Consider the following 22,109-nt stretch of genomic DNA (forward strand, 5'->3'; position numbering starts at 1 on the left):
CTGCGTGCCTACCCCTGACCCTTGAGGTGGTGCGGTGTGACCGGGTAGCCGCGCTGCTTGTAGGTCTTCCAGCACTCGCGCTTGACCGTCAGTACGTCCTGGTGCTGGTTGATAATCTCGGCCACTCGCTCGAAGCGAGAAAACCACTCGGGGATTTCCGGCGACAGGTTGAGCATCGCCTGGGGCGGCGGGTCGAGGCTTTGCGGCGGGCCCTGCCAGCCGATGGTGACGGGTACCGGCCTTGCGTTCTCGATACCGGCCTCTTGCGACCCGTCGCCGGTCTCTTGCATACCGGCCCCGCCCCCGGCCGCTCTTGCATCGGCCCCGCCCCCGGCCTCGAGCGCATGGGGGACGAAGGCGTCGGGACGAAAGTCCCACAGACGCTGGTCGAGCTCCCGGGCCATGGCTTCGTCTTCGGCGTACAGGTAGAGCCGGTAGCCCTTGCGGGCGATGGTCTCGGTCAGCCGACAGGCGAAGGCGAGGCGGGCCTCGAGGGTGGTGTCCGGCAGGATGTAGAAGTCGATCTTGGTCATGCGCTCTGACTTGATGGCTGAACGAAGGCCGCCCGGGGGCGGCCTTTTAGTAGGGAAGGAGCCGGATCAGGCAAGACGGGTCAGCCAGCCATGGGTGTCTTCGACACGGCCGTACTGGATGTCGAGCAGACGCTTGCGCAGTCGACTGGCCAGCTCGTTGCCCTCGGGGTGCTCGATCACGCCGTCCTCGCTGACCAGTCGCCCGATGGGGGTGATGACCGCGGCGGTACCGCAGGCAAAGACCTCGGTGATCTCGCCGGAGGCCACGCCATCGCGCCACTCGTCGATGCTAATGGGGCGCTCTTCCGGGGTCAGGCCTTCATCCTTGGCCAATTCGAGCATGGAATCCCGGGTCACCCCCTCGAGGATGGTGCCGGTCAGGCGCGGGGTGACCAGACGGCCGTCACGGGTGACGAAGAACAGGTTCATGCCGCCGAGTTCCTCGATCCAGGTGTTTTCCACGGCGTCGAGGAAGGCCACCTGGTCGCAGCCGTGGTCGGCGGCTTCCTTCTGGGCCAGCAGCGAGGCGGCGTAGTTGCCGCCGCACTTGGCGTAGCCGGTGCCGCCGGGGGCGGCGCGGTTGTAGTTCGACGACAGCCAGATCGATACCGGCTTGACCCCACCCTTGAAGTAGGCCGCCACCGGCGAGGCGATGACGTAGAAGTCCACCTCCTTGGACGGGCGCACGCCAAGGAAGGCCTCGGAGGCGATCATGAAGGGGCGCAGGTAGAGACTGGATTCCTCGGCTGCGCTTGCCGGCGTCGGCACCCAGTCGATGTCCTGGGCGACCAGCGCCTTGACCGCGCCGATGAAGTCCTCGTCGGACAGTTCCGGCAGGGCCAGGCGACGGGCGCTGGCGCGAAAGCGCGCGGCGTTCTTTTCCGGGCGGAAGGTCCAGACGCTGCCGTCGGCGTGGCGGTAGGCCTTCATGCCCTCGAAGATTTCCTGGGCGTAGTGCAGCACCGAGGCGGCCGGGTCCAGTGACAGCGGGCCGTAGGGACGTACCTGATGGCCGTGGAAGCCGGCGTCCTCGGTCCAGCGGATGTGGGCCATGTGGTCGGTGAAGTGACGACCGAAGCCCGGGTTCTCGAGAATGGTGTTACGGATGCTCGCGTCGGTGGCGTTGGCGTTGGGCTCGAGCGAGAAGCCTTGGATGGACACGGGTCGTTCTCCAGAATCGTATCGCGCCGCAAGGGCTCTGCGGCGACAGCGGATCGAGGTCGAGTCAGGGGGCTCGACCGGGATGGGGTGGGCAGGCATCGCGCCTGCCGATGGAATCAGAATGACACAGGCTCGCCCTTTCGGGAAAGCCTGTGGGTCGGGAAAGCCTGTAGGACGGGGAAGCCCGCCGGGGCGGGTGCCGACGTCTGTCGGCGCCCGCGTGGACGGCGGACTTGCCGGGTCAGTCCTGGTCGGTGTTGACCACCTCTGCCTCGCGGTCGAGCAGGTAGCGGGTCAGCAGGCCCACCGGGCGGCCTGTGGCACCCTTGGCGCTGCCGCTGTTCCAGGCGGTACCGGCCACGTCCAGGTGCGCCCAGGGGAAGTCGGTGGCGAAGCGCGACAGGAAACAGCCGGCGGTGATGGTGCCCGCCGGGCGCCCGCCGATGTTGGCCAGGTCGGCGAAGTTGGAGTCCAGCTGCTCCTGGTACTCGTCCCACAGCGGCAGATGCCAGGCGCGATCCCAGGCGGTTTCGCCGGCGTCGAGAAGGTCCAGCGCCAGGTCGTCGTCGTTGGACATCAGGCCGGTGGCGTGGTGGCCAAGCGCAATGATGGCGGCACCGGTGAGGGTGGCGATGTCGACGACGCTGGCCGGCTCGAAGCGCTCGGCGTAGGTCAGGGCATCACACAGCACCAGGCGGCCCTCGGCGTCGGTGTTGAGCACCTCCACCGACAGCCCCTTCAGCGTCTTGATGATGTCGCCAGGCTTGGTCGCGCGACCGCTGGGCATGTTCTCGGCGGCGGCGACGATGGCGACCAGGTTGATCTTCGGCTTGATCGCCAGGATCGAGGCAACCGCGCCGAACACGCTGGCGGCGCCGCACATGTCGAACTTCATCTCGTCCATGCCGGCACCGGGCTTGAGCGAGATGCCGCCGGTGTCGAAGGTGATGCCCTTGCCGACGAGCACGTGGGGCGACTCGTTTTCGTCGTCCGCGCCTTGATAGCGCATCACGATCAGTCGCGACGGCTCGTCGCTGCCATGACCGACCGACAACAGCGAGTGCGCGCCGAGCTCCTCGAGGGCTGCCTCGTCGAGGATCTCGGTGGTCAGGGCGCCATCGGATTCGCTGGCCAGGCGCTCGGCCTCGCTGGCGAGGTAGCGCGGCGTGCAGACGTTGCCCGGCAGGTTGCCGAGCTGGCGGGCCAGGTTGATGCCCTGGCCCACGGCGGCACCCTGGCGGGCGCCTTCGCTGGCCGCGTTCTGGTCTTCGCCCTCACTGAGCAGGATCGACACCGTCTTGAGGCTGGGAGCCGGGCCACTGTCTTGCTTGAAGTCGGTGAAGCGGTAGCTGGCGCGCAGCGCGCTCTCGGCGATCTTGTGGGCCTTCCAGCCGGCGTCACGATCCTCGACGGGCACGTCGGTGAGGGCTACCGAGACTTCGTCCACGGTCAGCTGACCGAGGCTCGCGAAGGCGGCGTCCACGGCCTTGCAGAAGGCGCCTTCGTGGCACTTGTCGCGCTCGCCGAAGCCGACCAGCAGCAGGCGGTCGGCGCACAGCCCAGGCGCAAAGGGCACCAGCTGGACGTTGCCGAGCTTGGCGTTGAAATCGCCACGCTCGATCAACTGTCCGATCAGACGCTCGCTGGCGTCGTCGAGCTTGGCGGCGGCAGGAGTAAGTTCACCGTCCTTGAACACCGGGATGACCAGGCAAGCGGTCTCGATCTTGACCGGGTTGGCCGTCTTTACAGGGAATTCCATGCTGACTCCACAAGACAAGTGTGGGGGGATTCTGGATAATGCCGGCACGATGCCGAGTCCATCCAGTGTACCCAAGGCCCCCGGGGTTTGCATGATCACCGTGGCCGCAGCGATCGATCGGGTAGAGACGTCGATCAAGGACCTATACTGGATCAGGGACGACCGGTGAGGACGACCGAGAGCAGGAGCGCGCATTGATCATATTCCGTTACCTCACCCGCGAGATTCTGCTGACCATGTCGGCGGTGGCCGGGGTGCTGCTGCTGGTGATCATGGGCAGTCGGTTTATCCGCTATTTTGCCAACGCCGCCGAAGGCGAGATCCCGGCGAACATCCTCGGTTCGCTGATGCTCTATCACATGCCGGGCTTTCTCGAGCTGATCCTGCCGCTGGCGTTCTTTCTCGGAATTCTGCTGGCCTACGGCCAGCTCTACCTCAACAGCGAGATCACCGTGCTGGTGGCCTGCGGCACCAGCCCCAACCGCTTGCTGACGGTCAGCCTGGTGCCCGCCGCCCTGGTGGCACTGCTGGTCGGGATATTCAGCCTGTGGCTGACCCCCGCCGGTGCCTTGCACAACGAGCTGGTGCTGGAAGAACAGCGCAGCAAGCTCGACTTCTCGGCGCTGGCGCCTGGGCGTTTCCAGGAGTTCGGCAGTGGGCGTATCGCTTATGCAAGCGATGTGTCCGAGGACGGCGAGCGCATGCAGGAGGTGTTCATCAGCGAACGCCAGAAGCGCAGTGATGGCTCGCCCGAGAGCGTGGTGACCCGGGCGACCCAGGGCTACCAGTCGGTGGATCCGGACACCGGCAGTCGCTATCTGGTGCTGGAAGACGGTGAACGCTATAGCGCAGAGGCCGGTCGCGCCGACGCCGAGCGGCTCGAGTTCGGTACCTACGCCGTGCGTCTGGCGCGGGCGGTGGAGGCGGTCGAGACCGACTCGGCGGAGTTTGCCACCACCACGACCCTGCTGAATGACGCTTCGCCCGAGGCCAGGGCCCAGTTGCAGTGGCGACTCGGCGCTCCCCTGATGGTGTTCGTGCTGACCCTGCTGGCCCAGCCGCTGTCCCGGGTCAATCCACGCCAGGGCCGCTTTGCCAAGCTGCTGCCGGCGATCTTTCTGTACGTGGCCTACCTGAGTCTGCTGCTGGCGGCCATGGACGCCATCGGCAGCGGCAGCCTGCCTGCCGTCATCGGCATGTGGCCGATCCACGCAGGCTTCCTGATCCTCGGCCTGGGACTGGCCTTCAATGCCCAACGCAAGGGAATGAGCGGATGATTCTCGATCGCCTGGACGGCTACATCGCCCGCAACGTCCTCGCTGCCATTCTGGTAGTGCAGGTGGTGCTGCTGGGCCTGGACCTGATCATCACCTATATCGATGACCTCGGAGACATCGAAGGCGGCTATGGTGCCTTCGAGGTCTTCCTGTTTCTGTGCATGCGCCTGCCCTGGCGCTTTTATCAGTATGCCCCGGTAGGCGTGCTGATCGGCGCCCTGATCGGACTCGGCAGCATGGCTTCCAACAACGAGCTGACGGTGATGCGGGCGGCGGGACGGTCGCTGGCGCGCATCGTCTGGGGGGTGATGAAGCCGATCATCCTGGTGGTGGTGATCGTGCTGACGGTGGCAGAGTTCGTCAGCCCCAGAACCGAGCAGTTCGCCCACGCCTGGAAGGTGCAGCAGATGCAGGGCGAGGGCGCGGTGGTCACCGAACGCGGTGGCTGGCAGCGCGAGGGCGACGACTTCTATCGCTTTGGTGCGATTCGCGCCGACGACACCGTGCTGGATCTGACCCGCTACGAATTCGACGGCCACCGGCTGGATTCGGTAACCACTGCCAGGCGTGCGGTGTGGCAGGGCGACTTCTGGGAGTTGCAGCAGGTCGAGACGACCCGCTTTGCCGATGACCGCACCGAGGTCGACAAGGTGGCTAGCCTGCGCTGGGACACCAGCCTGTCGCCGACTCAGCTGTCGCGTCTGCTGCGCGACGTGGAGACCCAGGCACCGAGCGAGCTGTGGGCCTACGCCGACTATCTGGACGAGCAGGGCCTGGAGGCCACCCAGCCGCTTCTGTACTTCTGGCAGAAGATGCTGATGCCCCTGACCATGGCCTCGCTGGTGCTGGTGGCGGCGTCCTTCGTGTTCGGCCCGCTGCGCACCGTGGCCGCCGGGACGAGGGTATTCTACGGGGTCATCACCGGGCTGGTGTTCAAGTACCTGCAGGATCTGCTGGCACCGGCCTCCACGGTATTCGGCTTTTCGCCGGCTTGGGCGGTGCTGGCCCCCACACTCGTGTGCGCCCTGCTGGGACTTCACCTATTGAGGCGGTCGGGGTGAAGGACTGCGTGGGCACTCTCGATCGACCCGGCCCCAACGTTAGTGTGCGCCTTGCTGGGACTTCATCTATCGAGGCGGTCGGGGTGAAGGGCGGCATGCCTGGCGCCGGCTTGGGCACTCTCGATAGTCCCGGCGCCAACGTTAGCGTGCGTCCTGCCGAGACTTCACCTGCTGAGCAAACCCGATGACACGACGTTTTCCCCATCTCGATGATGTCTGGCCCGCAGGGCTGGGCCGGCGTCTGGGCGCCATGTTCTACGACAGCTTTCTGTTGCTGGCCATCTGGATCGCGATCACCACCCTGCACGTGCTGGTGGTGCGCAAGCTGCTGGGCCTGGCCCCGGAAGAGGTGGGGGCAGGCGTTTGGCAGGTGCTCAGCCTGCGACTGCTGCTGGTGGTCGCGGCCTTTGCCTTTTTTGCCTTCTTCTGGCGCCGCGGGGGCATGACCCTGGGGATGCAGGCATGGCGCCTGCGCGTCCAGACCCTCGACGGCGGGCCCATCAGCCTGCGTCAGACCATGCTGCGCTTCGCCGTGGGAGCGTTTTCCTTCGTGCCGCTGGGGCTGGGCCACTGGTGGGTGCTGTTCGACGCAGAACGGCGCAGCTGGGCGGATCTGGCGTCTGGCACTCAGGTGGTAGTGCTGCCGAAGGCGGCGAAGCGATAACCCTGCAACGAGCGCTTACGCAAGACTCCTGAACAGGGCAGCTTACCCCTCAGCCCGACTCGAGCGTCTGCCATCGACCCTTCACCCTCTGCAGCGCCCGGCCGACGTTCTCACTGAGATGCTGCTCGGCCCCTCCCCATCCAGCCTGCACGAGTCGCACCCCTCTGTTTCGTTCCTGGTTTTCTGGATGCTGTCGATTGCCTGTCGATTGGCTGTCGGCAGGGGCAGCGCTTGAGCTGAGTCATGTAAATTCAAATCTTTAGCTAAAGTAAATACGAATTACTCTTGAAAAGGTTGCGTGTCGCTATGGGAATCATTTACATTGGCTATAGTGATTCAGGAGAGATGGCGATGTACGTATGCCTGTGCAAAGGGGTCAGTGACCGACAGATTCGTCAGAGCGTCGATGACGGCGCGCGTAGCTGGCGTCAGGTTCAGCGTGAGACCGGTTGTGGCACCCAGTGCGGCAAATGCGCCTGTGTGGGCAAGCAGATCACCCGCGACGCCATCCAGGAAGCGTCGAGTCTGGAAGTCGAAGCGCTGGCCTATGCGGTATAGCCTTGGTCGTCGGTACGCTCTTGCGCTACTTCCTTTGCGGTAGTCTTTTGAATTAGCAATCGATATCGTTGTAGTTGCGGTTTTCAAGATTCTGATTTTATTGAGTTTTTTCATGTATGCCCTATACTGCTTCTTGACGGGAGCTGGTAGGGCATTGCTTGTCGTGCCAGTGTGTCTGTAGCCCCGCGTCTGTTGCCCTGTGAAGGCGGGCGAGGCCAAGGAGAGACGTCGCCTCTGCGGCGTCCGATGCAAGACGGTTCGATCAACGACGACTGGCCACGGCCGGTCGGCAATCACCGGCAAGCACATGACCGGCAAGCACAAGTCCGGCAAGCACTGAGGAGTTTTCCATGAAAGGCGATCCCAAGGTCATCGAGCATCTCAACAAGGTGCTGGGCAACGAGTTGGTGGCCATCAATCAGTACTTCCTGCACGCCAAGATGTACAAGGACTGGGGCCTGGCCCGGCTGGCCAAGTGGGAGTACGACGAGTCCATCGAAGAGATGAAGCACGCCGACATTCTGATCGAGCGCATCCTCTTTCTCGAAGGCATCCCCAACCTGCAGGACCTCGGCAAGCTGCATATCGGCGAGGACACCCGCGAGATGCTCGAGGCCGACCTGGCCGCGGAGCATACCGGGCGTGACGACCTGATCGAAGCCATCACCTACTGCGAGCAGGTGCGGGACTACGTCAGCCGTGACCTGTTCCAGAAGATCCTCGACGACGAGGAAGAGCACATCGACATCATCGAGACTGAGCTGGGTCTGATGGACAAGGTCGGCTTGCAGGCGTATCTGCAGACGCAAATGCAAAAGGCTGGCGGCGAAGAGTGATTTAGCGCTGGCGCATTGCATCGACAGCGCCCAGGCAAGCAAAAAGGGGAGGCCAGCGGCTTCCCCTTTTTGCGTCTGCGTGTTCCGTTGCCTGCGCGCTGGCCAGGGCGTATGGACTCGCCTCGCCGGGCTGGCGCAGTTGGACCAGCGTTATCGAACTGGCAGCGTCGGACCGACGACATGGATCCGGGCGCCGTCAGGGTCTGCTAGGCGCTGTCGGAAAAGTCGACGAGCGATGGTTAGACAAGGCAAAAATCGGTGAGAAAGCGCAGTTTACGGGGTGTAAATGAGCATTTTGACCGGGCTGGCGCACCAGCCGATTTTTAACGCCGTATTACCGAGCGCAGGCAGTTTTCAGACAAGCCCTAGAACGCCTTCTCGAGGGCAAAGCGTGGAGTGGTGACACCTTCGACGTCGACGCTCTCGCAGAACATCTCAAGCGGGCGCACCCACAGGCCGTAGTCGCCGTAGAGCGCGCGGTACACCACCAGGGCCTCTTCGCTCTCGCTGTGGTGGGCGACGCCGGTCACCTCGTAGAGCGGGCCCTTGTAGTGGCGATAGATGCCGGGCACCGGAAGGGGGGATTGCGGGGTTGTCATGGTCGTTTCCTTGTCTGGCTCATTTTACCCGGGTCAGTCTGGCCAGCGCCCGCGAGGCGGCGACAAAGCCGAAGCTGCCGGTGACAAAGGTGGCGGCGCCGAAGCCGCTCTCGCAGTCCAGGCGCGTGGACTCGCCGGCACCAGGCTTGGTGTGGCAGACCTCACCGTCCTGGCCGGGGTAGACCAGCTGCTCGTCGGAGTAGACGCACTCGACGCTGAAGCGGCGCTTGGGGTTGCGCGAAAAGCCGTGGTCGCGGCGCAGGCGCGAGCGCACCTTGGCAAGCAGGGGGTCATGCTCCGTGCGGGTCAGGTCGGCCACCTTGATCCGGGTGGGGTCGGTCTGGCCGCCGGCGGCACCGGTGACTGTCAGCGGCAGCTTGCGGCGCTTGCACCAGGCGATCAGTGCGGCCTTGGCCACCACGCTGTCGATGGCGTCGATCAGATGATCGGCGTCCTCGGGAATGCGTTCGGCGAGATTGGTCGGGGTGGCGAAGGCGACATCGGCGACGACCTCGATGCCGGGGTGGATGGCCCGGCAGCGCTCGGCCAGCACTTCCACCTTGGGCCGCCCGATGGTGCCGTCGAGGGCGTGAAGCTGACGATTGACGTTGGATACGCAGACGTCGTCGAGGTCGATCAGGGTCAGCTTGCCGACGCCGCTTCTGGCGAGCGCCTCCACCGCCCAGCTGCCGACACCGCCGACCCCGACCACCACCACGTGGGCTTGCGCCAGACGGGCGCTGGCGGTGGTGCCGTAGAGACGGCGAATACCACCAAAGCGCAGGTCATAGTCGTTGTCGCTGGGGTCAGTGCTCATCAGGAATCTCGCTGGGTCGTTGCGGTCACGTTGGCGTTGGTGGTGCTGACTGGCCGGGGCAGGTGGGCGCGCCAGCCGAAACGGTCGAACAGCCGCGTCATGCAGGCGTCCAGCGGGCAGCACAGCGCCATCGGGGTGCGATGGCGAGGGTGCTCGAACTCGAGCGAGGTCGCCGCCAGCAGCAGCCGATCGCAGTCCAGGCTGTCGCGAAAGAAGCGGTTGTGATTGCCCTTGCCGTGCTTGGCGTCGCCGATGATCGGGTAGCCGATGCCGGACAGATGACGGCGTATCTGGTGGCGCCGGCCGGTCAGCGGGCGGGCTTCCATCAGCGAGTAGCGAACCTGGGGGTAGCGGTCGATACGTACCGGCAGCTCCACGCTGTCGAGTCGGCGCACCTCGGTGATCGCGGGCATCGCCGGCATCTCGGCCTTGGGCCGGCTACCGTCTTCCTCGCGCAGTGCCCGGTCGATGCGCTCGGTCTCGGGGCCGATGCCGCGCACCACCGCCAGGTAACGCTTGGTCACCTGGCGCTCGGTGAAGGCCTCGGCCAGCCGCCGGGCCATGTCCGAGGACAGCGCGAACACCATGACGCCCGAGGTAGGCCGGTCGAGCCGATGCACCGGGTAGACCCGCTGGCCCAACTGGTCGCGCAGGCGCTGCAGCAGGAATTCGCGCTCGCCACGGGCCAGCGCGCTGCGATGCACCAGCAGCCCTGACGGCTTGTGCACCGCCACCAGATCGTCGTCCTGGTAGAGAATGGGCAAGGGCAGGGACATCGCGGCGATACCTATGGCGTGAATGCGGGCTCGAGGCGCGCTATTGTCGCCATGTTGCGGCGATCTGTCATCCGGATTGCGACGACTCCGTGAGTCGAGGGGCATCTCTGGCTACGGCTTTGGTCTATGATGAGCGCCGACAATCGGTGAGAGAGCAGGCTATGACCCGAGGGATAGGGATGCTGCGCTGGTGCAGGGACTGGGCACCGGTCCTCAAGGTACTGTCGGTACTTTGGCTGGTGCTGGCGCTGTTCATGCTGCTGCCCTGGGGGGTGCTGGTATGGGAAGGCGACGCCGACGCGCCGGCCTTCGCTCGTTCCCTGCTGGTGGTGCTGGCCACGGTGCTGATGTGCTGGTGGCTGACCTGGCGGATACCGGTGGCGCTCAAGACCCAGCAGATGTTCGTGCTGACCACCCTGAGCTGGGTCAGTATCAGCGGTTTCGCCAGCCTGCCGCTGGTGCTTGGCGCGCCCCATCTGTCGCTGACCAATGCGGTGTTCGAGTCGGTCTCGGCGATCACCACCACCGGCTCCACCATCCTCACCGATATCGACCAGCTGTCCGATGGTCTCAAGCTGTGGCGGGGTTTGATGCAGTGGCTCGGCGGCATCGGCATCATCGTCATGGGCATCGCCATCCTGCCGTTTCTCAAGGTCGGCGGCATGCGCCTTTTTCAGACCGAATCCTCGGACTGGTCGGACAAGGTGATGCCGCGCACCGGCGGCATCGCCAAGGCCACGCTCGGCATCTACGCCCTGGGCACCCTGGTGGCGATTCTGGCCTACGGTATCGGCGGCATGGCACCGGTAGACGCGGTGGTGCACGCCATGAGCTCGGTATCCACCGGCGGCTTCGCCAACTCTGATGCCTCCTTCGGGGCCTACGCCGACCAGCCGCATCTGTTGTGGATGGGCACCTTCTTCATGCTGCTTGGCGCCTTGCCCTTCGTGCTCTACATCCGCTTTCTGCGCGGCTCGCCGCTGGCCTTGTGGCGCGACGAGCAGGTCCGTGGGCTGGTGTGGCTACTGGTGGTGGTGACGCTGATCCTCAGCCTCTATCGGGTATGGCGAGGCGAGGCGATGTTCGATGCCCTGACTCACACCGCCTTCAACGTGGTCTCGGTGGTGACCACCACCGGCTACGCCAGCGACGACTACAGCCAGTGGGGCCCGTTCGCCGCCATGGCGTTCTTCTATCTGACCTTTGTCGGTGGCTGCAGTGGTTCGACCAGCGGAGGGATGAAGATCTTTCGCTTCCAGGTGGCGATCAAGATGCTGCTCAGCCAGCTGCGCTTCTTGATCCACACCCATGGGGTCTTCGTCTCTCGCTACAACGGTGCGCCGCTGTCCGATGAGATCAGCCGGGGCGTGGTGGCCTTCTCCTTCTTCTTCTTTCTGACCATCGCCGGCCTCGCCCTGGCCCTCGCCATGCTGGGCCTCGATCTGGTCACGGCACTGACCGGGGCGGCCACGGCGGTGGCCAACGTCGGGCCAGGACTTGGCGATATCATCGGCCCAGCCGGCAACTTTTCCACCCTGCCCGACGCCGCCAAGTGGCTGTTGTGTGTGGGCATGCTGATGGGCCGCCTGGAAATCCTGACCGTGCTGGTACTGTTGACCCCGATGTTCTGGCGCAAATAGGTCTTTGGCGGCGGTGGGGGAGGTGATCGATGGCGTAGTGTGCCGGGTTGGACAGACGGCTTGGCGGCTGCCATGTTGCACGGCAACATGACAGTCGACATTGGTCGTCTCGCCGAAGGTGGCGGCGGCGGTCATTCTGAGCTGACGCCCGTCGGGAGCCCCGTGATGAAACTGTCCCCTGCCTATCGCATCGCCGCCACCATCCTGCATGGATTCGACGAGTACCGCTCGCGCTTCAAGCAGATCACCCTGGACGCCAATCGACGCTTTCGCGACGCCGCCTGGCGCGAGGCCCAGCAGGCCTCGGCGGAGCGGATCAACCTCTATCAGGAAAAGGTCGACGAGACCCTGGGGCGCCTGCAGCGCACCTTTGACGAGGACATCCTGACCCACTGCGAGTGCTGGCGTGAGGCCAAGGGGCACTATGTCGAGCTGATCGGTCAGCGACTCGACTACGAGCTGGCCGAGACCTACTTCAATTCACTGTTCTGCTCGATCTTTCATCACCGCCACATCCGCGATGACTGGATGTTCGTCAACTCCTCCAGGGACGCCGCGTCACACCACTCGGGCATCGAGCTGTGCCGACACATCGCGGTGGAGGGGGACTGGTCAAGGGCCATCGCCGAGGCGCTGGAGGGGGCCGAACTGGGCATGGAGTTCATCGACCTGGGCCACTGCGGGCATCTGGCGCGTGACTTTCTGGTCGAGCACCTGCCGCAAGGGCTGGCGGACGGCACGGACACCGAAATCGAACTGCTGAAGAGCGTCTTCTACCGCAACAAGGGCGCCTACCTGGTCGGCCGCATTCACCGCGATGGCGAGCAGGTGCCGCTGGTGCTGCCGGTGCTCCACGAGGAGGGCAAGGGGCTGCACCTGGATACGGTGCTGATCGAGCCCGACGAGGTGTCGATCATCTTCTCCTTCACCCGGGTCTACTTCCAGGTCGATGCCACCGTGCCCCGTGAGTTCGTGGCCTACCTGCACATGCTGATGCCGGACAAGCCGATCAGCGAACTCTACGCTGCCATCGGCTTCTTCAAGCACGGCAAGACCGAGTTCTTCCGCGCCCTGAACCAGCAGATCGCGCGGCGCGAGGACAAGTTCATCATCGCCCCCGGGGTACGCGGCATGGTGATGGCGGTGTTCGTGCTGCCCTCACACCGCACCGTGTTCAAGATCATCAAGGACCGCTTCGACCCGTCCAAGGCGATGAGTCGCGACAACGTGCGCGAGAAGTACGGCCTGGTCAAGCGCCATGACCGGGTCGGCCGGATGGCCGATACCCAGGAGTTTTCCTACCTGGTGTCGCGCAAGGACCACTTCGATCCCGAATGCCTGGAGCACCTGCTTGAGGTGGCGCCGAGCAACGTCTACCTGAAGGACGACAAGGTCATCATCAAGCACTGCTACACCGAGCGCATGATGACCCCGCTGAATCTGTATCTGGAACAGTGCGACGAGACCGAGACCCGTGCGGTGCTCAAGGACTACGGCAACGCCATCAAGCAGATGGCGGCGGCCAACATCTTCCCCGGCGACATGCTGCTGAAGAACTTCGGGGTGACCCGCCACGGGCGGGTGATCTTCTACGACTACGACGAGGTGAGTTATCTCACCGAGTGCAACTTCCGGCATATCCCGGAGCCCCTCTACCCCGAGCAGGAGCTGGCCGACGAACCCTGGTACTCGGTGGGGCCCAATGATATTTTCCCCGAGGAATTCGGGCCCTTCCTGTTCGCCAATGTGCAGTTGCGCAAGCTGTTCTTCGAACTGCATCCGGAGCTTTTCGATGCCGACTACTGGAAGAGCCTGCAGGCGGCGATCACCGACGGTCAGGTGATCGACGTCTACCCTTATCGCAACAAGCAGCGCTTCGCCTCGGACCCCGGGGGCCTGACCTACTGAGTCCGTGGCGGCGCTGATTCAGACTCTCAAAGCTGTGGAGCGAGTTCATGTCCAAGGCCCCCCACCTGGTGGTGCTGACCGGCGCCGGCATCAGCGCCGAGAGCGGAATCCAGACCTTCCGTGCCGCCGATGGCCTGTGGGCGGATCATCCCATCGAGGACGTCGCCACCCCCGAGGGCTGGGCACGAGACCCGCAGCGCGTGCTGAGCTTCTATGACGCCCGTCGGGACCAGGTACGTGGCGCGCGTCCCAACGCCGCCCACCGGGCGTTGGCTAACCTCGAGGCGCGTGGCTTCGAGGTCAGCATCGTCACCCAGAACATCGACGATCTGCACGAGCGAGCGGGCTCCCGTCGGGTGCTGCACCTGCATGGCGAGATCATGATGGCGCGCTCCTCGGTAGACGAACGCATGCGCTATCCGCTGGGGCGTCGCAATATCGCCATGGGCGACGTCTGTGACCGTGGCAGCCAGCTGCGCCCGGACGTGGTCTGGTTTGGCGAGGCGGTGCCGGCCTATCAGGACGCCTGCGAGATCGTCGCCGAGGCGGACCTGTTGCTGGTGGTCGGCACTTCGCTGGCGGTGATGCCGGCGGCGGCCCTGATCAACGAACTGCCCTTCGATGCCGACTGCGTGCTGGTGGACCCCGACGAATCGCTCAGGGTGCCTGCTGGCGTTGCCCGGCTGGTGATGCCGGCAGGTGAGGGCGTGCCCGCCCTGACCCGTCACTGGCAGCGTGAAGGTCGACTGTTCATGCCGCAATTGGGCTAGGCCCGGGCGAAGGTGGCGCCGTCGAGCGGGTTTTCTAGAGAGCCGTCGGTACGGCGACCTGAGCCGCTGCCAGGAGCGCCAACCTTTCGCGTGGCTTGCCTGACGCAGGCAATGGGGCGTGGTAGATTGGGCGCCCTTTGCCGCAGCCTGCATCCCGCCCATGTGTGACTCTCGTTTCGCCGATTCCGCCCCCTCCCAGCAAGACGCCCGCTCCGAAGATTCCGGCTCGACTCACGAAGCTTCAACTACCGAGGAGGCGTCCGCCGAGCGCCATCCGGGTGAGCCGAGCGCTGTCGGGGATCCGCACCTCGGCGAGAGCCGGAGCCTTGACCGGGACCCTGCCACCGGTCATCCGCGTCCCCCGCGACGAGAGTTCAAGGCGCGCGGCAGTTTCGTCACCCGTTGCGCTGGCTGCAATCTGCCCGAACTCAACTGCCTGTGTCCCTATCAGGCCAAGGCCGACTCTCGGGTACAGGTGTGGCTGATCACCCATCCGCTGGAGCACCACAAGCCGACCAACACCGGCCGTCTGATCGCCGACGTGCTGGCGCCCACCCGTGTCTTCACCTGGTATCGCACCACGCCCGATGAAAAGCTGCTGGCGCTCCTGGCCGACGAGCGTTACGCCCCCTTCGTGGTATTCCCCGACGACCAGCCCGACTACGCCGACCGCGTGGTCGAGGTGGAGGCGGTCCGGCGAGTCCCCCGGGAGCGTATCCCGGTGCTGATCCTGCTCGACGGCACATGGCGTCAGGCGCGGCGGATCTTTCGCAAGAGCCCCTACCTGGAACGCCTGCCGGTACTGCCGTTGAGAACCGATCGACTGACGCGTTATCGGTTGCGCAAGCCCGCTTCCCAGGCGCATCTGTGCACCGCCGAGGTGGCCGCCGAGCTATTGCGTCAGAGCGGCGAGGAAGACGCCGCTTCGGTGCTCGACGATTACTTCGACGTCTTCAACGACAGCTACGCCGCCAGTCGGCGCTACCACAAGATCGAGACGCCAAGCCCGGCCATGCGCAGGCTGGCCGCCCGGCGAGGGTGAGAGGGCGTACTCAGGCATCGAGGCGACGACAACGCCAGGATCGGTGTCGGTATACGCATAACTATGCCGTATTGAGCGGATTTTTTCGGACCTGTCGGTATAAAACTACATTCCCTATCCACGACCGCTGGCTTGTGGTGTCGCCAATATCCTAGTTCGCCCGGGCTTTTTCTGGGAGACGCTCTTCTTTTGACACAGTTTCGTCAATCTGTGCGGCTTGGCGCACGAGGAGCGTTATGGATTTTCGTAGGCGTTTTCACCCCTGCCGACCTCTCCCGGGAGATCGCTGTCCATCGCTGGCGGTGGATGGTGATGCCGCATTTTCCGTGGCGACGCTGGAGCGTCGCTTGGAAAAGGACCGTACCCGGGTCGTCCACAGTGCCAGCCTGCGTCGATTGCAGCTGCTGCCCCAGCAGGGCGCGGTGCTGGCCCACGCAAGCCAGAGGCGCCTGCTGTCGGCCTCGCTGGAGCGACAGCAGATGGGGCGCCGGATCGTGCAGATGGTCTATCGCAAGCTGGGCAAGCGGGCGGGTGACTGTGGCCTCGATGGTCTGGAAGACGCCTTCATCTGTCTGGTCGAGGTGGGCAGCCTGCTGCGTGATATCGGTCGACCTCCCTTCGGTCAGGCCGGAGAACTTGCGCTCTGCGGTTGGTTCGACAGCCATATGTCGGCCCTGGGAGGCCGCCAGCTGCCGCTGGCCAAGGACGATATCCAGGGCGCGGCCCTGCTCAACGAGCTGTGTCGGTTCGACGCCCAGGCCCAGGCGCTCCGCACCATCAGCAAGCAGGAGGGGATCTCGCTGACCCATGTCCAGGGCGCGGTGCTGCTGGGGGAGCAGGCGGTGTGGCGCGAAGTGGGCGACGATGGCCGTGGCCGCCAGGGCTACTGCTATCGTGCCGAGAGCGACCAGGAGACGGCCATGCGTGGTGTCCTGGGGCTGGGCCAGGATCATCGCCATCCGGCCAGCTACGTGGTGGATGCCGCCGAGGTCATTGCACGGACCCTGTCTCGTCTGGAGGCGGTGGTGGAGCGGGGGTTGATCGACCCGACATCCCTGGTGGCATCGCTCAAACAGGCCTACGTGGAGGGGCTGGCCCGCCAGGGAGAGCCCTGGGCGAGTCTGGAGGAGCGGCGCTTCTCGCGCCACGGAGTAGTACGCCGCTGGAGCCTCGGTGGCATGCTGGACTGGGCGCTGCGCCGCTATGAGCGGGACAACGTCGAGGAACTGGGGCGCTTCTTTCACTACCTGCGACTGGCGCTGGGGCGCACCCTGGTCAATCACGCCGCCGATGCCTTCGTGGCCCACCTGGAGAACATCCGGGAGGGACAGCCTCAGTTGAGGCTGCTGAGCGCGGAGGTCGGCTGTCGCGCTCTGCTCGAGGCCTTCGACAGCCTGGCCACCCGGGTCGAATATCGGGATCCGGAGCTGGAACGGCTGGAGCTCGAGGGCTACCGCACCTTATGTGGACTGCTCGATGCCGCCCTGCCGGCGTTGCGCCTGCCGGAAGCGGCCTTCGTGCGACTGCTGGACGAGGGCCATGGCGCCTCGCCGCGGCTGACGTTGTGGGTGAAGCGGTTGCCGCCCGGCGTGCTCAGGGTGTACCGCCAGGCCATGGCGCAGCCCTGGGAAGGGGCGAGCCGCGAGGTCTGGGAGGCCTACCATCGTGGACGCCTCGTGCATGACTGGATCTGCAGCATGACCGAATCATCGGCGCTGGAAGAGTACAGTCGCCTGCGTGTAGCCGGTCGTTCGCTGGCCTGACGGTCTGAAACTGTGGCGTCACCACCGGCCCGCCCAGCGTTGAAACGATGGGCCAGGGATGGCGTAGAGTTTCTGTCGACGATTCTGCACAGGCGAAGTCCCATGAGGCTGGCGACGGGTGGTCGGCGAAGCATCTCGTTGATGGCGGTGCTGGCACTGTTGCTGGTACTGATGTCGCTGGTTTCTGGCTGCGTGCCGGTGATCAGTGAGCGCTGGGCGCGCCAGCCATTGCAGGGGCAGGTCATCGACGCCCGTACCGGGGCCCCACTGGCGGGGGCCAGGGTCTCGGCCGAGGGCTTTGCCGAGGCCGCCGATGTGACCGACAGCAACGGGCGGTTCGGCATTCCGGGGAATTCGTATATCGGTGGGCAGTTGTTGATGGCTGCAAGCGGGCTCCGTCCTCAGTGCTGGAAGATCGAGCGCGACGGCTACCGGACGCTGTGGATCGAGGTGATGGAGATGGTCCCGGATACGCTGCGCCAGCCGATCACGGTGAACCTGCCCATGTTGGCGTTCGATGCCGAGGCGCCCGCTGGACGCTCTGCCGAGACGATGGTCAAGGAAAAGAGCCCCGGGGATCAGGTCGGCAATCACGTCGCCAAAGAGGCGATTTCCCGCGCGATACAACGTGACAATTACCGTTGGCGCCTGGCGGAAGGCAGCGACTGTGGCGAAGCGCCGCCGTCCAGCTAACGATCGATGAGATCGCCGTTCGCTGCTAGCGCGCGTGCATCCACTTCCCTGATACTCGAACAGCCACACATGGCGAGGCTCTGGTCCAGCTCTCGGCGCAGGATCGCCAGGCAGCGCTCGACGCCGGCTTCGCCCGCGTCGGCCAGTCCGTACAGATAGGGACGGCCGATATGCACGGCGTCGGCGCCCAGGGCCAGCGCCCGAAGGATGTCCAGGCCGCTGCGAATCCCTCCATCCAGATGCACCTCGAGACGCTCGCCCACCGCCGCCACCACCTCGGGAAGCGCCGCGATGGTGGCCCTGGCGGCGTCCAGTTGGCGCCCCCCGTGATTCGACACCACCACGGCGTCGGCCCCCTGCTCGGCGGCCTGGCGCGCCGAGTCCGCGTCCAGTACACCCTTGACGACCAAGGAGCCTGGCCAGCGGGCGCGGACCCAGCCCAGATCACTCCACCCCAGTGACGGATCGAGCTGGTCGCCGAGCCAACTGGCGAGTGAGGCGATGCCGTCCGGGGCCGAGAGCGGTCCGTCCAGATTGCCCAGGGCGAAACGACGGCTGCGCAGGTGGCGCCACCACCAGCCGGGGTGACGGCCCAGCCCCCAGGCGAGCTTGAGGGCGGTGGCCGGATCGGGCCTGACGTCGTGGCCGAGTCCCCGGTGGTGATCGGCCAGCAGCGGCATATCGATGGTCAGCACCAGCACGCGGCAGCCGACGTTCAGGGCATCGTCCATCAGTCGCTCGCTGAGGGCGCGATCCTTGAACACGAACAGCTGAAACCAGGGTGGGCGCGGGCAGTCCCGAGCGATATGCGCAAGGGGGGCGTTTGACAGGGTGGCGGCGGTGTAGGGGACCCCGGCTCGCGCAGCGGCGCGTGCGGCCAGGCGTTCCCCGTCGGCCCAGGCCAGGCCGCCCAGGGCCACCGGCGAGAGCACCAGCGGCAGCGCGATCTCTTCGCCCAGAATGCGAGTACCGAGGGTGCGCCGGCTGACGTCGGCCAGGCGCGGTGCCAGCGCCACTCGTGACATGGCCTGGAGGTTGGCGGTCAGCGCCTGCTCGGCGCCGGAGCCTCCTTCGATATAGTCGAAGACCAGCCGTGGGAGTCGCCGTCTCGCGCCTTGGCGAAGCGCCTCGATGGTGCTGCGGGTCATGGGGCCGACTCCGTTCAGCAGGCTGTTCCTTTGAGCATAGTCTAAGCGGGCTTCGGAGCCGGTTTCGATGGCGGGCTGGCGTGGACCCGGAGCGGGTTCGCGTTGATGGTAGGGGGCGTCGAAACGACACCGCCGCCCGAGCGGGCGGCGGCGCGAGGGTGCCGAACGAGGTGGCCGGGCTAGCCGAACAGGCTGTCGGCGATACGAAAGCCGGCGATCCAGGTGCCGGCGGCGGAGCCCAGGGTCGCCGTCAGAAACACCAGCAGGGTGCGCGAGACACGGTTCTTCCACCAGCCCTTCACCTGGGTAACGTCGTGACGCAGGGTGGAGAAGTCGCGCACCTTGGGCTTGCGCATGGCCAGTTCCACCCCGGCGGCGACGAAGCCCGCCCCGATGGTCGGATTGAGCGAGGTCAACGGGGCGGCGAACACCGTGGCGATCACCGTGACCGGGTGGGCCAGGGCCAACAGGGTAGCGCCCCCTGACAGCACGCCGTTGATCACGAACCATTCCGCCACCAGCTGCCAGCCGAGCTCGGTGTTACGCGAAAAGCCGATGGCGAAGCCGGTCAGTACCAGGGCAGTGATCAGCCAGGGCAGCATCTTCCACACCTTCGACGGCGGCCGGGTGGCCTCCAGCGCGGCGATTTCCTCGGCCGGGTCCTCGGCAGGCGGGCCTTCCAGGTGCTCGGCCATGCCCTTGAGGTGGCCGGCGCCGATCACCACCAGCACCCGCTTGAACTTGCCAGGTGGGCACTGCTGGGCCAGGCGCATCACCATGTAGCGATCGCGCTCGCTGATCAAGGGGGTGAACAGCGACTGCGACTCGGCGGCGAATTCGCTGAAGGTGGACTCCAGCACGTCGCCCTGCTTGAGCCGCTCGACCTCCTCGGCGGAGACTTCCTGGCGCGACAGCACGCTGCCGAGCAGGCCCGACAGCAGGCTAAAGCGCTGCCACCAGGGCACGTTCTGGTAGATCCGCTTGAGCGTCAGGCCCACGTCCCGGTCGATCAGCAGCAGCGGAAGCTCGTGGCGCTGACTGGCCTCCAGGGCGGCGCGCATCTCGGCACCGGGCTCGATGCCGGACTGCTCGGCGATGCGCTGCTGGAAGGCGCCGAGGGCCAGGTTGGCGGCGACCATGCCGGCCTTGCCCTGACGAAAGATCTGGAACAGGTCCTGGTCACCCAGGGCGTCGGGGTTGGCCAGGTTGCTGTGGCGGGCGTCGCACAGCTCGATGGCGACGGCGTCGAAGTCGCCGGAATCGATCAGGTCGCGCACCTCGTCGGCGCTCTCGGCGCTGACGTGGGCGGTGCCCAGCAGGGTAAAGGTGGTGTCGCCGACGCGGAGGTCTCGTCGGGGGCCGCCTCGGGTCTCGGGCCGCTCGGCCAGCGCAATGTCGTCGATCTCGCTCATGGGGCTCGGGGCCTTGAGAATGTGAAGGATCGATTATCCATGAACGAGGAGGGCAGGCCAAACCCTGGCCTGCCCTAGAGCTGACATTGTCCGGCGTTCAGTCCTGATAGGCGCCAGCGGAATAGGTCAGTTCGTAGCTGTGCGAGTAGATCTCGAGGATGTTGCCGAACGGATCTTCCATGTAGATCATCCGGTAGGGCTTCTCGCCGGGATAGTACTCGCGCACCTTGGGCATGCGCTTCTTGCCGCCGGCGGCGACGATGCGCTCGGCCAGGCCCTCGACGTCGGGATCCTGGACGCAGAAGTGGAATACGCCGGTCTTCCAGTACTCGAAGTTGTTCTCCGGGTCCTCGTGGTTGGCGAACTCGAACAGCTCCACGCCTACCCGGTCACCGGTGGACAGGTGGGCGATACGGAAACTGCCCCAGCCAGGGCCGAAGACGTCGGTGCACATCTCGCCGATGGCGGAGTCGTCTTCCTCGATGGTGGTCGGCGCCATGATCTGGTACCAGCCCAGCACCTGGGTGTAGAACGCCACCGCGGCCTCCACGTCCGGCACCGAGATGCCGATATGGGAGAAGCTGCGGGGATAACTGTTGGGAGCGTTGCTTGAAGAGTTGGCGGGAGCGTCGTGGTTGGCGTTTGCCAAGGCGTCTTGCTGGCTCATGGAGTGTCACCTCTTGATGCAGGAATGATGAGCACAGTCTGGGCCGGGATCGCTATAATGAAAATCGACGCGACGTTATGGTGATGATAATAGATGCTTATGGCAAATCCGCTCTGGCTACGCTCGTTTCAGGCGTTGGTGGAGCAGGGCAACTTTACCCGCGCCGCCGAGCGCCTTGATCTGACCCAGGCGGCGGTCAGCCAGCATATCCAGCGCCTGGAGGCCGAGCTGGGACTGTTGTTCATTCGCCGGCCTCGGCGGCTCGAGCTGACCCCGGCCGGCCACGCCCTGCTGGACTATCTGAACGAACGTGAACGGGTCGATCAGCGCCTCACCCAGCGCCTGGCCGGCGACCTGGACGATCATGGTGAGATCAGCCTGATGACGCCAGGGAGCATCGGGCTTGCGATCTACCCGCGTCTGCTGGCGTTGCAGAAGCGCGCGCCGGGGCTGGCGATTCGCCATCGCTTCGGTCCGACGCGGGAGATCGTCGAGGCCGTCATCGACGGCAAGGTGGAGATGGGGCTGGTGGGCGAGCGTCCCGACGACGCCAGTCTGACGGTCAGCGAGTTTGCCACCGAGGCGCTGGAACTGGTGGTGCCGGCCAACACCCGTGTCGAGACATTCGATGAGCTGATGGCGCTGGGCTTTATCGACCATCCGGATGGCAAGGCTCTGGCCACCCGTCTGCTCAGTCGGCGCTTTCCGGGCTCGCCGGGCTACGCTCGCTGGCCGCGCAGCGGCTTTACCAATCAGATTGGCCTGATCCTGGCGCCGGTGGCCCAGGGGCTGGGCTTCAGCGTGTTGCCACGCTTTGCCCGGGAGGCCTTCGAGGACCAGCACGCCATCCGTGTGGTCGAGGGTGTCCCCGAGGTCAGCGACACCCTCTACCTGATCCAGCGCGCCGAGTGGCCACTGTCGGCCCGGGCACAGCGGGCGCTTTCGGTGATGCGAGAGGCGGTGGCGGGTGCCGACACCGCCCTCTAGCGAAGGGCTACGACAAAGGAAAGGGCGCCAGGATCGGT

Annotated in this window: 21 protein-coding genes; 12 read left to right on the forward strand and 9 right to left on the reverse strand. The window is 65.4% G+C overall.

The window, feature by feature from the left end; genetic code table 11:
- Nucleotides 1–8 precede the first annotated feature (8 nt).
- The 3 genes from NFH98_RS02675 to NFH98_RS02685 all read right to left on the reverse strand — a co-directional run bounded on the left by NFH98_RS02675 (nucleotide 9) and on the right by NFH98_RS02685 (nucleotide 3,453).
- Nucleotides 9–533: a DNA polymerase III subunit chi gene (locus NFH98_RS02675; protein WP_287163277.1), complete on the reverse strand. Its 525-nt coding sequence runs from the start codon at nucleotides 531–533 to the stop codon at nucleotides 9–11.
- Between the two features lie 66 nt (nucleotides 534–599).
- Nucleotides 600–1,694, reverse strand: a complete 1,095-nt coding sequence (locus NFH98_RS02680; RefSeq protein WP_287163275.1) for a branched-chain amino acid aminotransferase — start codon at nucleotides 1,692–1,694, stop codon at nucleotides 600–602.
- Nucleotides 1,695–1,935: 241 nt separating this feature from the next.
- Complete coding sequence (locus NFH98_RS02685; RefSeq protein WP_222515693.1) at nucleotides 1,936–3,453, reverse strand: leucyl aminopeptidase; 1,518 nt, start codon at nucleotides 3,451–3,453, stop codon at nucleotides 1,936–1,938.
- Nucleotides 3,454–3,647: 194 nt separating this feature from the next.
- Between NFH98_RS02685 and lptF the strand changes: the two genes are divergently transcribed.
- The 5 genes from lptF to bfr all read left to right on the forward strand — a co-directional run bounded on the left by lptF (nucleotide 3,648) and on the right by bfr (nucleotide 7,849).
- Nucleotides 3,648–4,730, forward strand: coding sequence for an LPS export ABC transporter permease LptF (gene lptF / locus NFH98_RS02690; protein ID WP_222568259.1), 1,083 nt, complete (start codon nucleotides 3,648–3,650; stop codon nucleotides 4,728–4,730).
- Complete coding sequence (lptG, locus tag NFH98_RS02695) at nucleotides 4,727–5,791, forward strand: LPS export ABC transporter permease LptG (protein ID WP_222515692.1); 1,065 nt, start codon at nucleotides 4,727–4,729, stop codon at nucleotides 5,789–5,791. Before lptF ends, lptG begins: the two co-directional genes overlap by 4 nt.
- A 184-nt stretch (nucleotides 5,792–5,975) precedes the next feature.
- Nucleotides 5,976–6,455 (forward strand): RDD family protein, encoded by a 480-nt coding sequence (locus NFH98_RS02700; RefSeq protein ID WP_045994718.1) that lies wholly within the window; start codon nucleotides 5,976–5,978, stop codon nucleotides 6,453–6,455.
- A gap of 351 nt (nucleotides 6,456–6,806) precedes the next feature.
- Nucleotides 6,807–7,013, forward strand: a complete 207-nt coding sequence (locus NFH98_RS02705) for a (2Fe-2S)-binding protein (protein ID WP_045994717.1) — start codon at nucleotides 6,807–6,809, stop codon at nucleotides 7,011–7,013.
- Nucleotides 7,014–7,363: 350 nt separating this feature from the next.
- A complete protein-coding gene (gene bfr / locus NFH98_RS02710) occupies nucleotides 7,364–7,849 on the forward strand; it encodes a bacterioferritin (protein WP_045994716.1) in 486 nt (161 codons plus the stop codon).
- A 365-nt stretch (nucleotides 7,850–8,214) separates the two neighbouring features.
- Here the strand turns inward: bfr and NFH98_RS02715 are convergent, their stop codons facing one another.
- Genes NFH98_RS02715 through NFH98_RS02725 form a run of 3 tightly spaced genes read right to left on the reverse strand, consistent with a single transcriptional unit; the run spans nucleotide 8,215 to nucleotide 10,041 of the window.
- Nucleotides 8,215–8,448, reverse strand: a complete 234-nt coding sequence (locus tag NFH98_RS02715) for a DUF1653 domain-containing protein (protein WP_045993070.1) — start codon at nucleotides 8,446–8,448, stop codon at nucleotides 8,215–8,217.
- A gap of 19 nt (nucleotides 8,449–8,467) precedes the next feature.
- On the reverse strand, nucleotides 8,468–9,265 hold the full coding sequence (gene tcdA / locus NFH98_RS02720; RefSeq protein WP_045993071.1) for a tRNA cyclic N6-threonylcarbamoyladenosine(37) synthase TcdA: 798 nt from the start codon (nucleotides 9,263–9,265) through the stop codon (nucleotides 8,468–8,470).
- On the reverse strand, nucleotides 9,265–10,041 hold the full coding sequence (locus NFH98_RS02725) for a pseudouridine synthase (RefSeq protein WP_045993072.1): 777 nt from the start codon (nucleotides 10,039–10,041) through the stop codon (nucleotides 9,265–9,267). Before NFH98_RS02725 ends, tcdA begins: the two co-directional genes overlap by 1 nt.
- A 161-nt stretch (nucleotides 10,042–10,202) precedes the next feature.
- On the opposite strand from NFH98_RS02725, the gene NFH98_RS02730 reads away from it, so the two are divergent.
- The 6 genes from NFH98_RS02730 to NFH98_RS02755 all read left to right on the forward strand — a co-directional run bounded on the left by NFH98_RS02730 (nucleotide 10,203) and on the right by NFH98_RS02755 (nucleotide 17,857).
- Nucleotides 10,203–11,681 carry a TrkH family potassium uptake protein gene (locus NFH98_RS02730; protein ID WP_124804928.1) on the forward strand — a complete coding sequence of 493 codons (1,479 nt, stop codon included), beginning with the start codon at nucleotides 10,203–10,205 and terminating at the stop codon, nucleotides 11,679–11,681.
- Nucleotides 11,682–11,846: 165 nt separating this feature from the next.
- Complete coding sequence (gene aceK, locus NFH98_RS02735; protein WP_108131228.1) at nucleotides 11,847–13,589, forward strand: bifunctional isocitrate dehydrogenase kinase/phosphatase; 1,743 nt, start codon at nucleotides 11,847–11,849, stop codon at nucleotides 13,587–13,589.
- A gap of 47 nt (nucleotides 13,590–13,636) precedes the next feature.
- Nucleotides 13,637–14,359 (forward strand): SIR2 family NAD-dependent protein deacylase, encoded by a 723-nt coding sequence (locus NFH98_RS02740; RefSeq protein ID WP_045993075.1) that lies wholly within the window; start codon nucleotides 13,637–13,639, stop codon nucleotides 14,357–14,359.
- Between the two features lie 160 nt (nucleotides 14,360–14,519).
- Nucleotides 14,520–15,401 (forward strand): tRNA-uridine aminocarboxypropyltransferase, encoded by an 882-nt coding sequence (locus NFH98_RS02745; protein WP_349622179.1) that lies wholly within the window; start codon nucleotides 14,520–14,522, stop codon nucleotides 15,399–15,401.
- A 236-nt stretch (nucleotides 15,402–15,637) separates the two neighbouring features.
- Nucleotides 15,638–17,164 carry a hypothetical protein gene (locus NFH98_RS02750; protein ID WP_146164622.1) on the forward strand — a complete coding sequence of 509 codons (1,527 nt, stop codon included), beginning with the start codon at nucleotides 15,638–15,640 and terminating at the stop codon, nucleotides 17,162–17,164.
- 102 nt (nucleotides 17,165–17,266) lie between these two features.
- The gene (locus NFH98_RS02755; protein ID WP_349622180.1) at nucleotides 17,267–17,857 is read left to right on the forward strand and encodes a peptidase associated/transthyretin-like domain-containing protein; all 591 of its coding nucleotides are present in this window, start codon (nucleotides 17,267–17,269) and stop codon (nucleotides 17,855–17,857) included.
- Here NFH98_RS02755 and NFH98_RS02760 read toward each other — a convergent pair.
- The 3 genes from NFH98_RS02760 to NFH98_RS02770 form a co-directional block, all read right to left on the reverse strand.
- A complete protein-coding gene (locus tag NFH98_RS02760) occupies nucleotides 17,854–19,005 on the reverse strand; it encodes an alpha-hydroxy acid oxidase (RefSeq protein ID WP_349622181.1) in 1,152 nt (383 codons plus the stop codon). The genes NFH98_RS02755 and NFH98_RS02760 overlap by 4 nt on opposite strands.
- A gap of 179 nt (nucleotides 19,006–19,184) precedes the next feature.
- Nucleotides 19,185–20,417 carry a TraB/GumN family protein gene (locus tag NFH98_RS02765; protein ID WP_045995236.1) on the reverse strand — a complete coding sequence of 411 codons (1,233 nt, stop codon included), beginning with the start codon at nucleotides 20,415–20,417 and terminating at the stop codon, nucleotides 19,185–19,187.
- A 97-nt stretch (nucleotides 20,418–20,514) separates the two neighbouring features.
- A complete protein-coding gene (locus NFH98_RS02770; protein ID WP_108131235.1) occupies nucleotides 20,515–21,084 on the reverse strand; it encodes a lactoylglutathione lyase family protein in 570 nt (189 codons plus the stop codon).
- Nucleotides 21,085–21,183: 99 nt separating this feature from the next.
- On the opposite strand from NFH98_RS02770, the gene NFH98_RS02775 reads away from it, so the two are divergent.
- Entirely contained in the window at nucleotides 21,184–22,071 is an 888-nt protein-coding gene (locus NFH98_RS02775) for a LysR family transcriptional regulator (RefSeq protein ID WP_349622182.1), read from the forward strand.
- The last annotated feature ends 38 nt before the right edge of the window (nucleotides 22,072–22,109 follow it).

The sequence above is a fragment of the Halomonas sp. H33-56 genome (assembly GCF_040147035.1).
GTDB lineage: Bacteria > Pseudomonadota > Gammaproteobacteria > Pseudomonadales > Halomonadaceae > Halomonas > Halomonas litopenaei.

Coding starts and splice junctions, on each gene's coding strand:
- NFH98_RS02675 (WP_287163277.1), bottom strand. CDS start 533: ATGACCAAGATCGACTTCTACATCCTGCCGGACACCACCCTCGAGGCC.
- NFH98_RS02685 (WP_222515693.1), bottom strand. CDS start 3,453: ATGGAATTCCCTGTAAAGACGGCCAACCCGGTCAAGATCGAGACCGCT.
- lptG (WP_222515692.1), top strand. CDS start 4,727: ATGATTCTCGATCGCCTGGACGGCTACATCGCCCGCAACGTCCTCGCT.
- NFH98_RS02700 (WP_045994718.1), top strand. CDS start 5,976: ATGACACGACGTTTTCCCCATCTCGATGATGTCTGGCCCGCAGGGCTG.
- NFH98_RS02705 (WP_045994717.1), top strand. CDS start 6,807: ATGTACGTATGCCTGTGCAAAGGGGTCAGTGACCGACAGATTCGTCAG.
- bfr (WP_045994716.1), top strand. CDS start 7,364: ATGAAAGGCGATCCCAAGGTCATCGAGCATCTCAACAAGGTGCTGGGC.
- NFH98_RS02715 (WP_045993070.1), bottom strand. CDS start 8,448: ATGACAACCCCGCAATCCCCCCTTCCGGTGCCCGGCATCTATCGCCAC.
- tcdA (WP_045993071.1), bottom strand. CDS start 9,265: ATGAGCACTGACCCCAGCGACAACGACTATGACCTGCGCTTTGGTGGT.
- NFH98_RS02725 (WP_045993072.1), bottom strand. CDS start 10,041: ATGTCCCTGCCCTTGCCCATTCTCTACCAGGACGACGATCTGGTGGCG.
- NFH98_RS02730 (WP_124804928.1), top strand. CDS start 10,203: ATGACCCGAGGGATAGGGATGCTGCGCTGGTGCAGGGACTGGGCACCG.
- aceK (WP_108131228.1), top strand. CDS start 11,847: ATGAAACTGTCCCCTGCCTATCGCATCGCCGCCACCATCCTGCATGGA.
- NFH98_RS02740 (WP_045993075.1), top strand. CDS start 13,637: ATGTCCAAGGCCCCCCACCTGGTGGTGCTGACCGGCGCCGGCATCAGC.
- NFH98_RS02745 (WP_349622179.1), top strand. CDS start 14,520: ATGTGTGACTCTCGTTTCGCCGATTCCGCCCCCTCCCAGCAAGACGCC.
- NFH98_RS02750 (WP_146164622.1), top strand. CDS start 15,638: ATGGATTTTCGTAGGCGTTTTCACCCCTGCCGACCTCTCCCGGGAGAT.
- NFH98_RS02755 (WP_349622180.1), top strand. CDS start 17,267: ATGAGGCTGGCGACGGGTGGTCGGCGAAGCATCTCGTTGATGGCGGTG.
- NFH98_RS02760 (WP_349622181.1), bottom strand. CDS start 19,005: ATGACCCGCAGCACCATCGAGGCGCTTCGCCAAGGCGCGAGACGGCGA.
- NFH98_RS02765 (WP_045995236.1), bottom strand. CDS start 20,417: ATGAGCGAGATCGACGACATTGCGCTGGCCGAGCGGCCCGAGACCCGA.
- NFH98_RS02770 (WP_108131235.1), bottom strand. CDS start 21,084: ATGAGCCAGCAAGACGCCTTGGCAAACGCCAACCACGACGCTCCCGCC.
- NFH98_RS02775 (WP_349622182.1), top strand. CDS start 21,184: ATGGCAAATCCGCTCTGGCTACGCTCGTTTCAGGCGTTGGTGGAGCAG.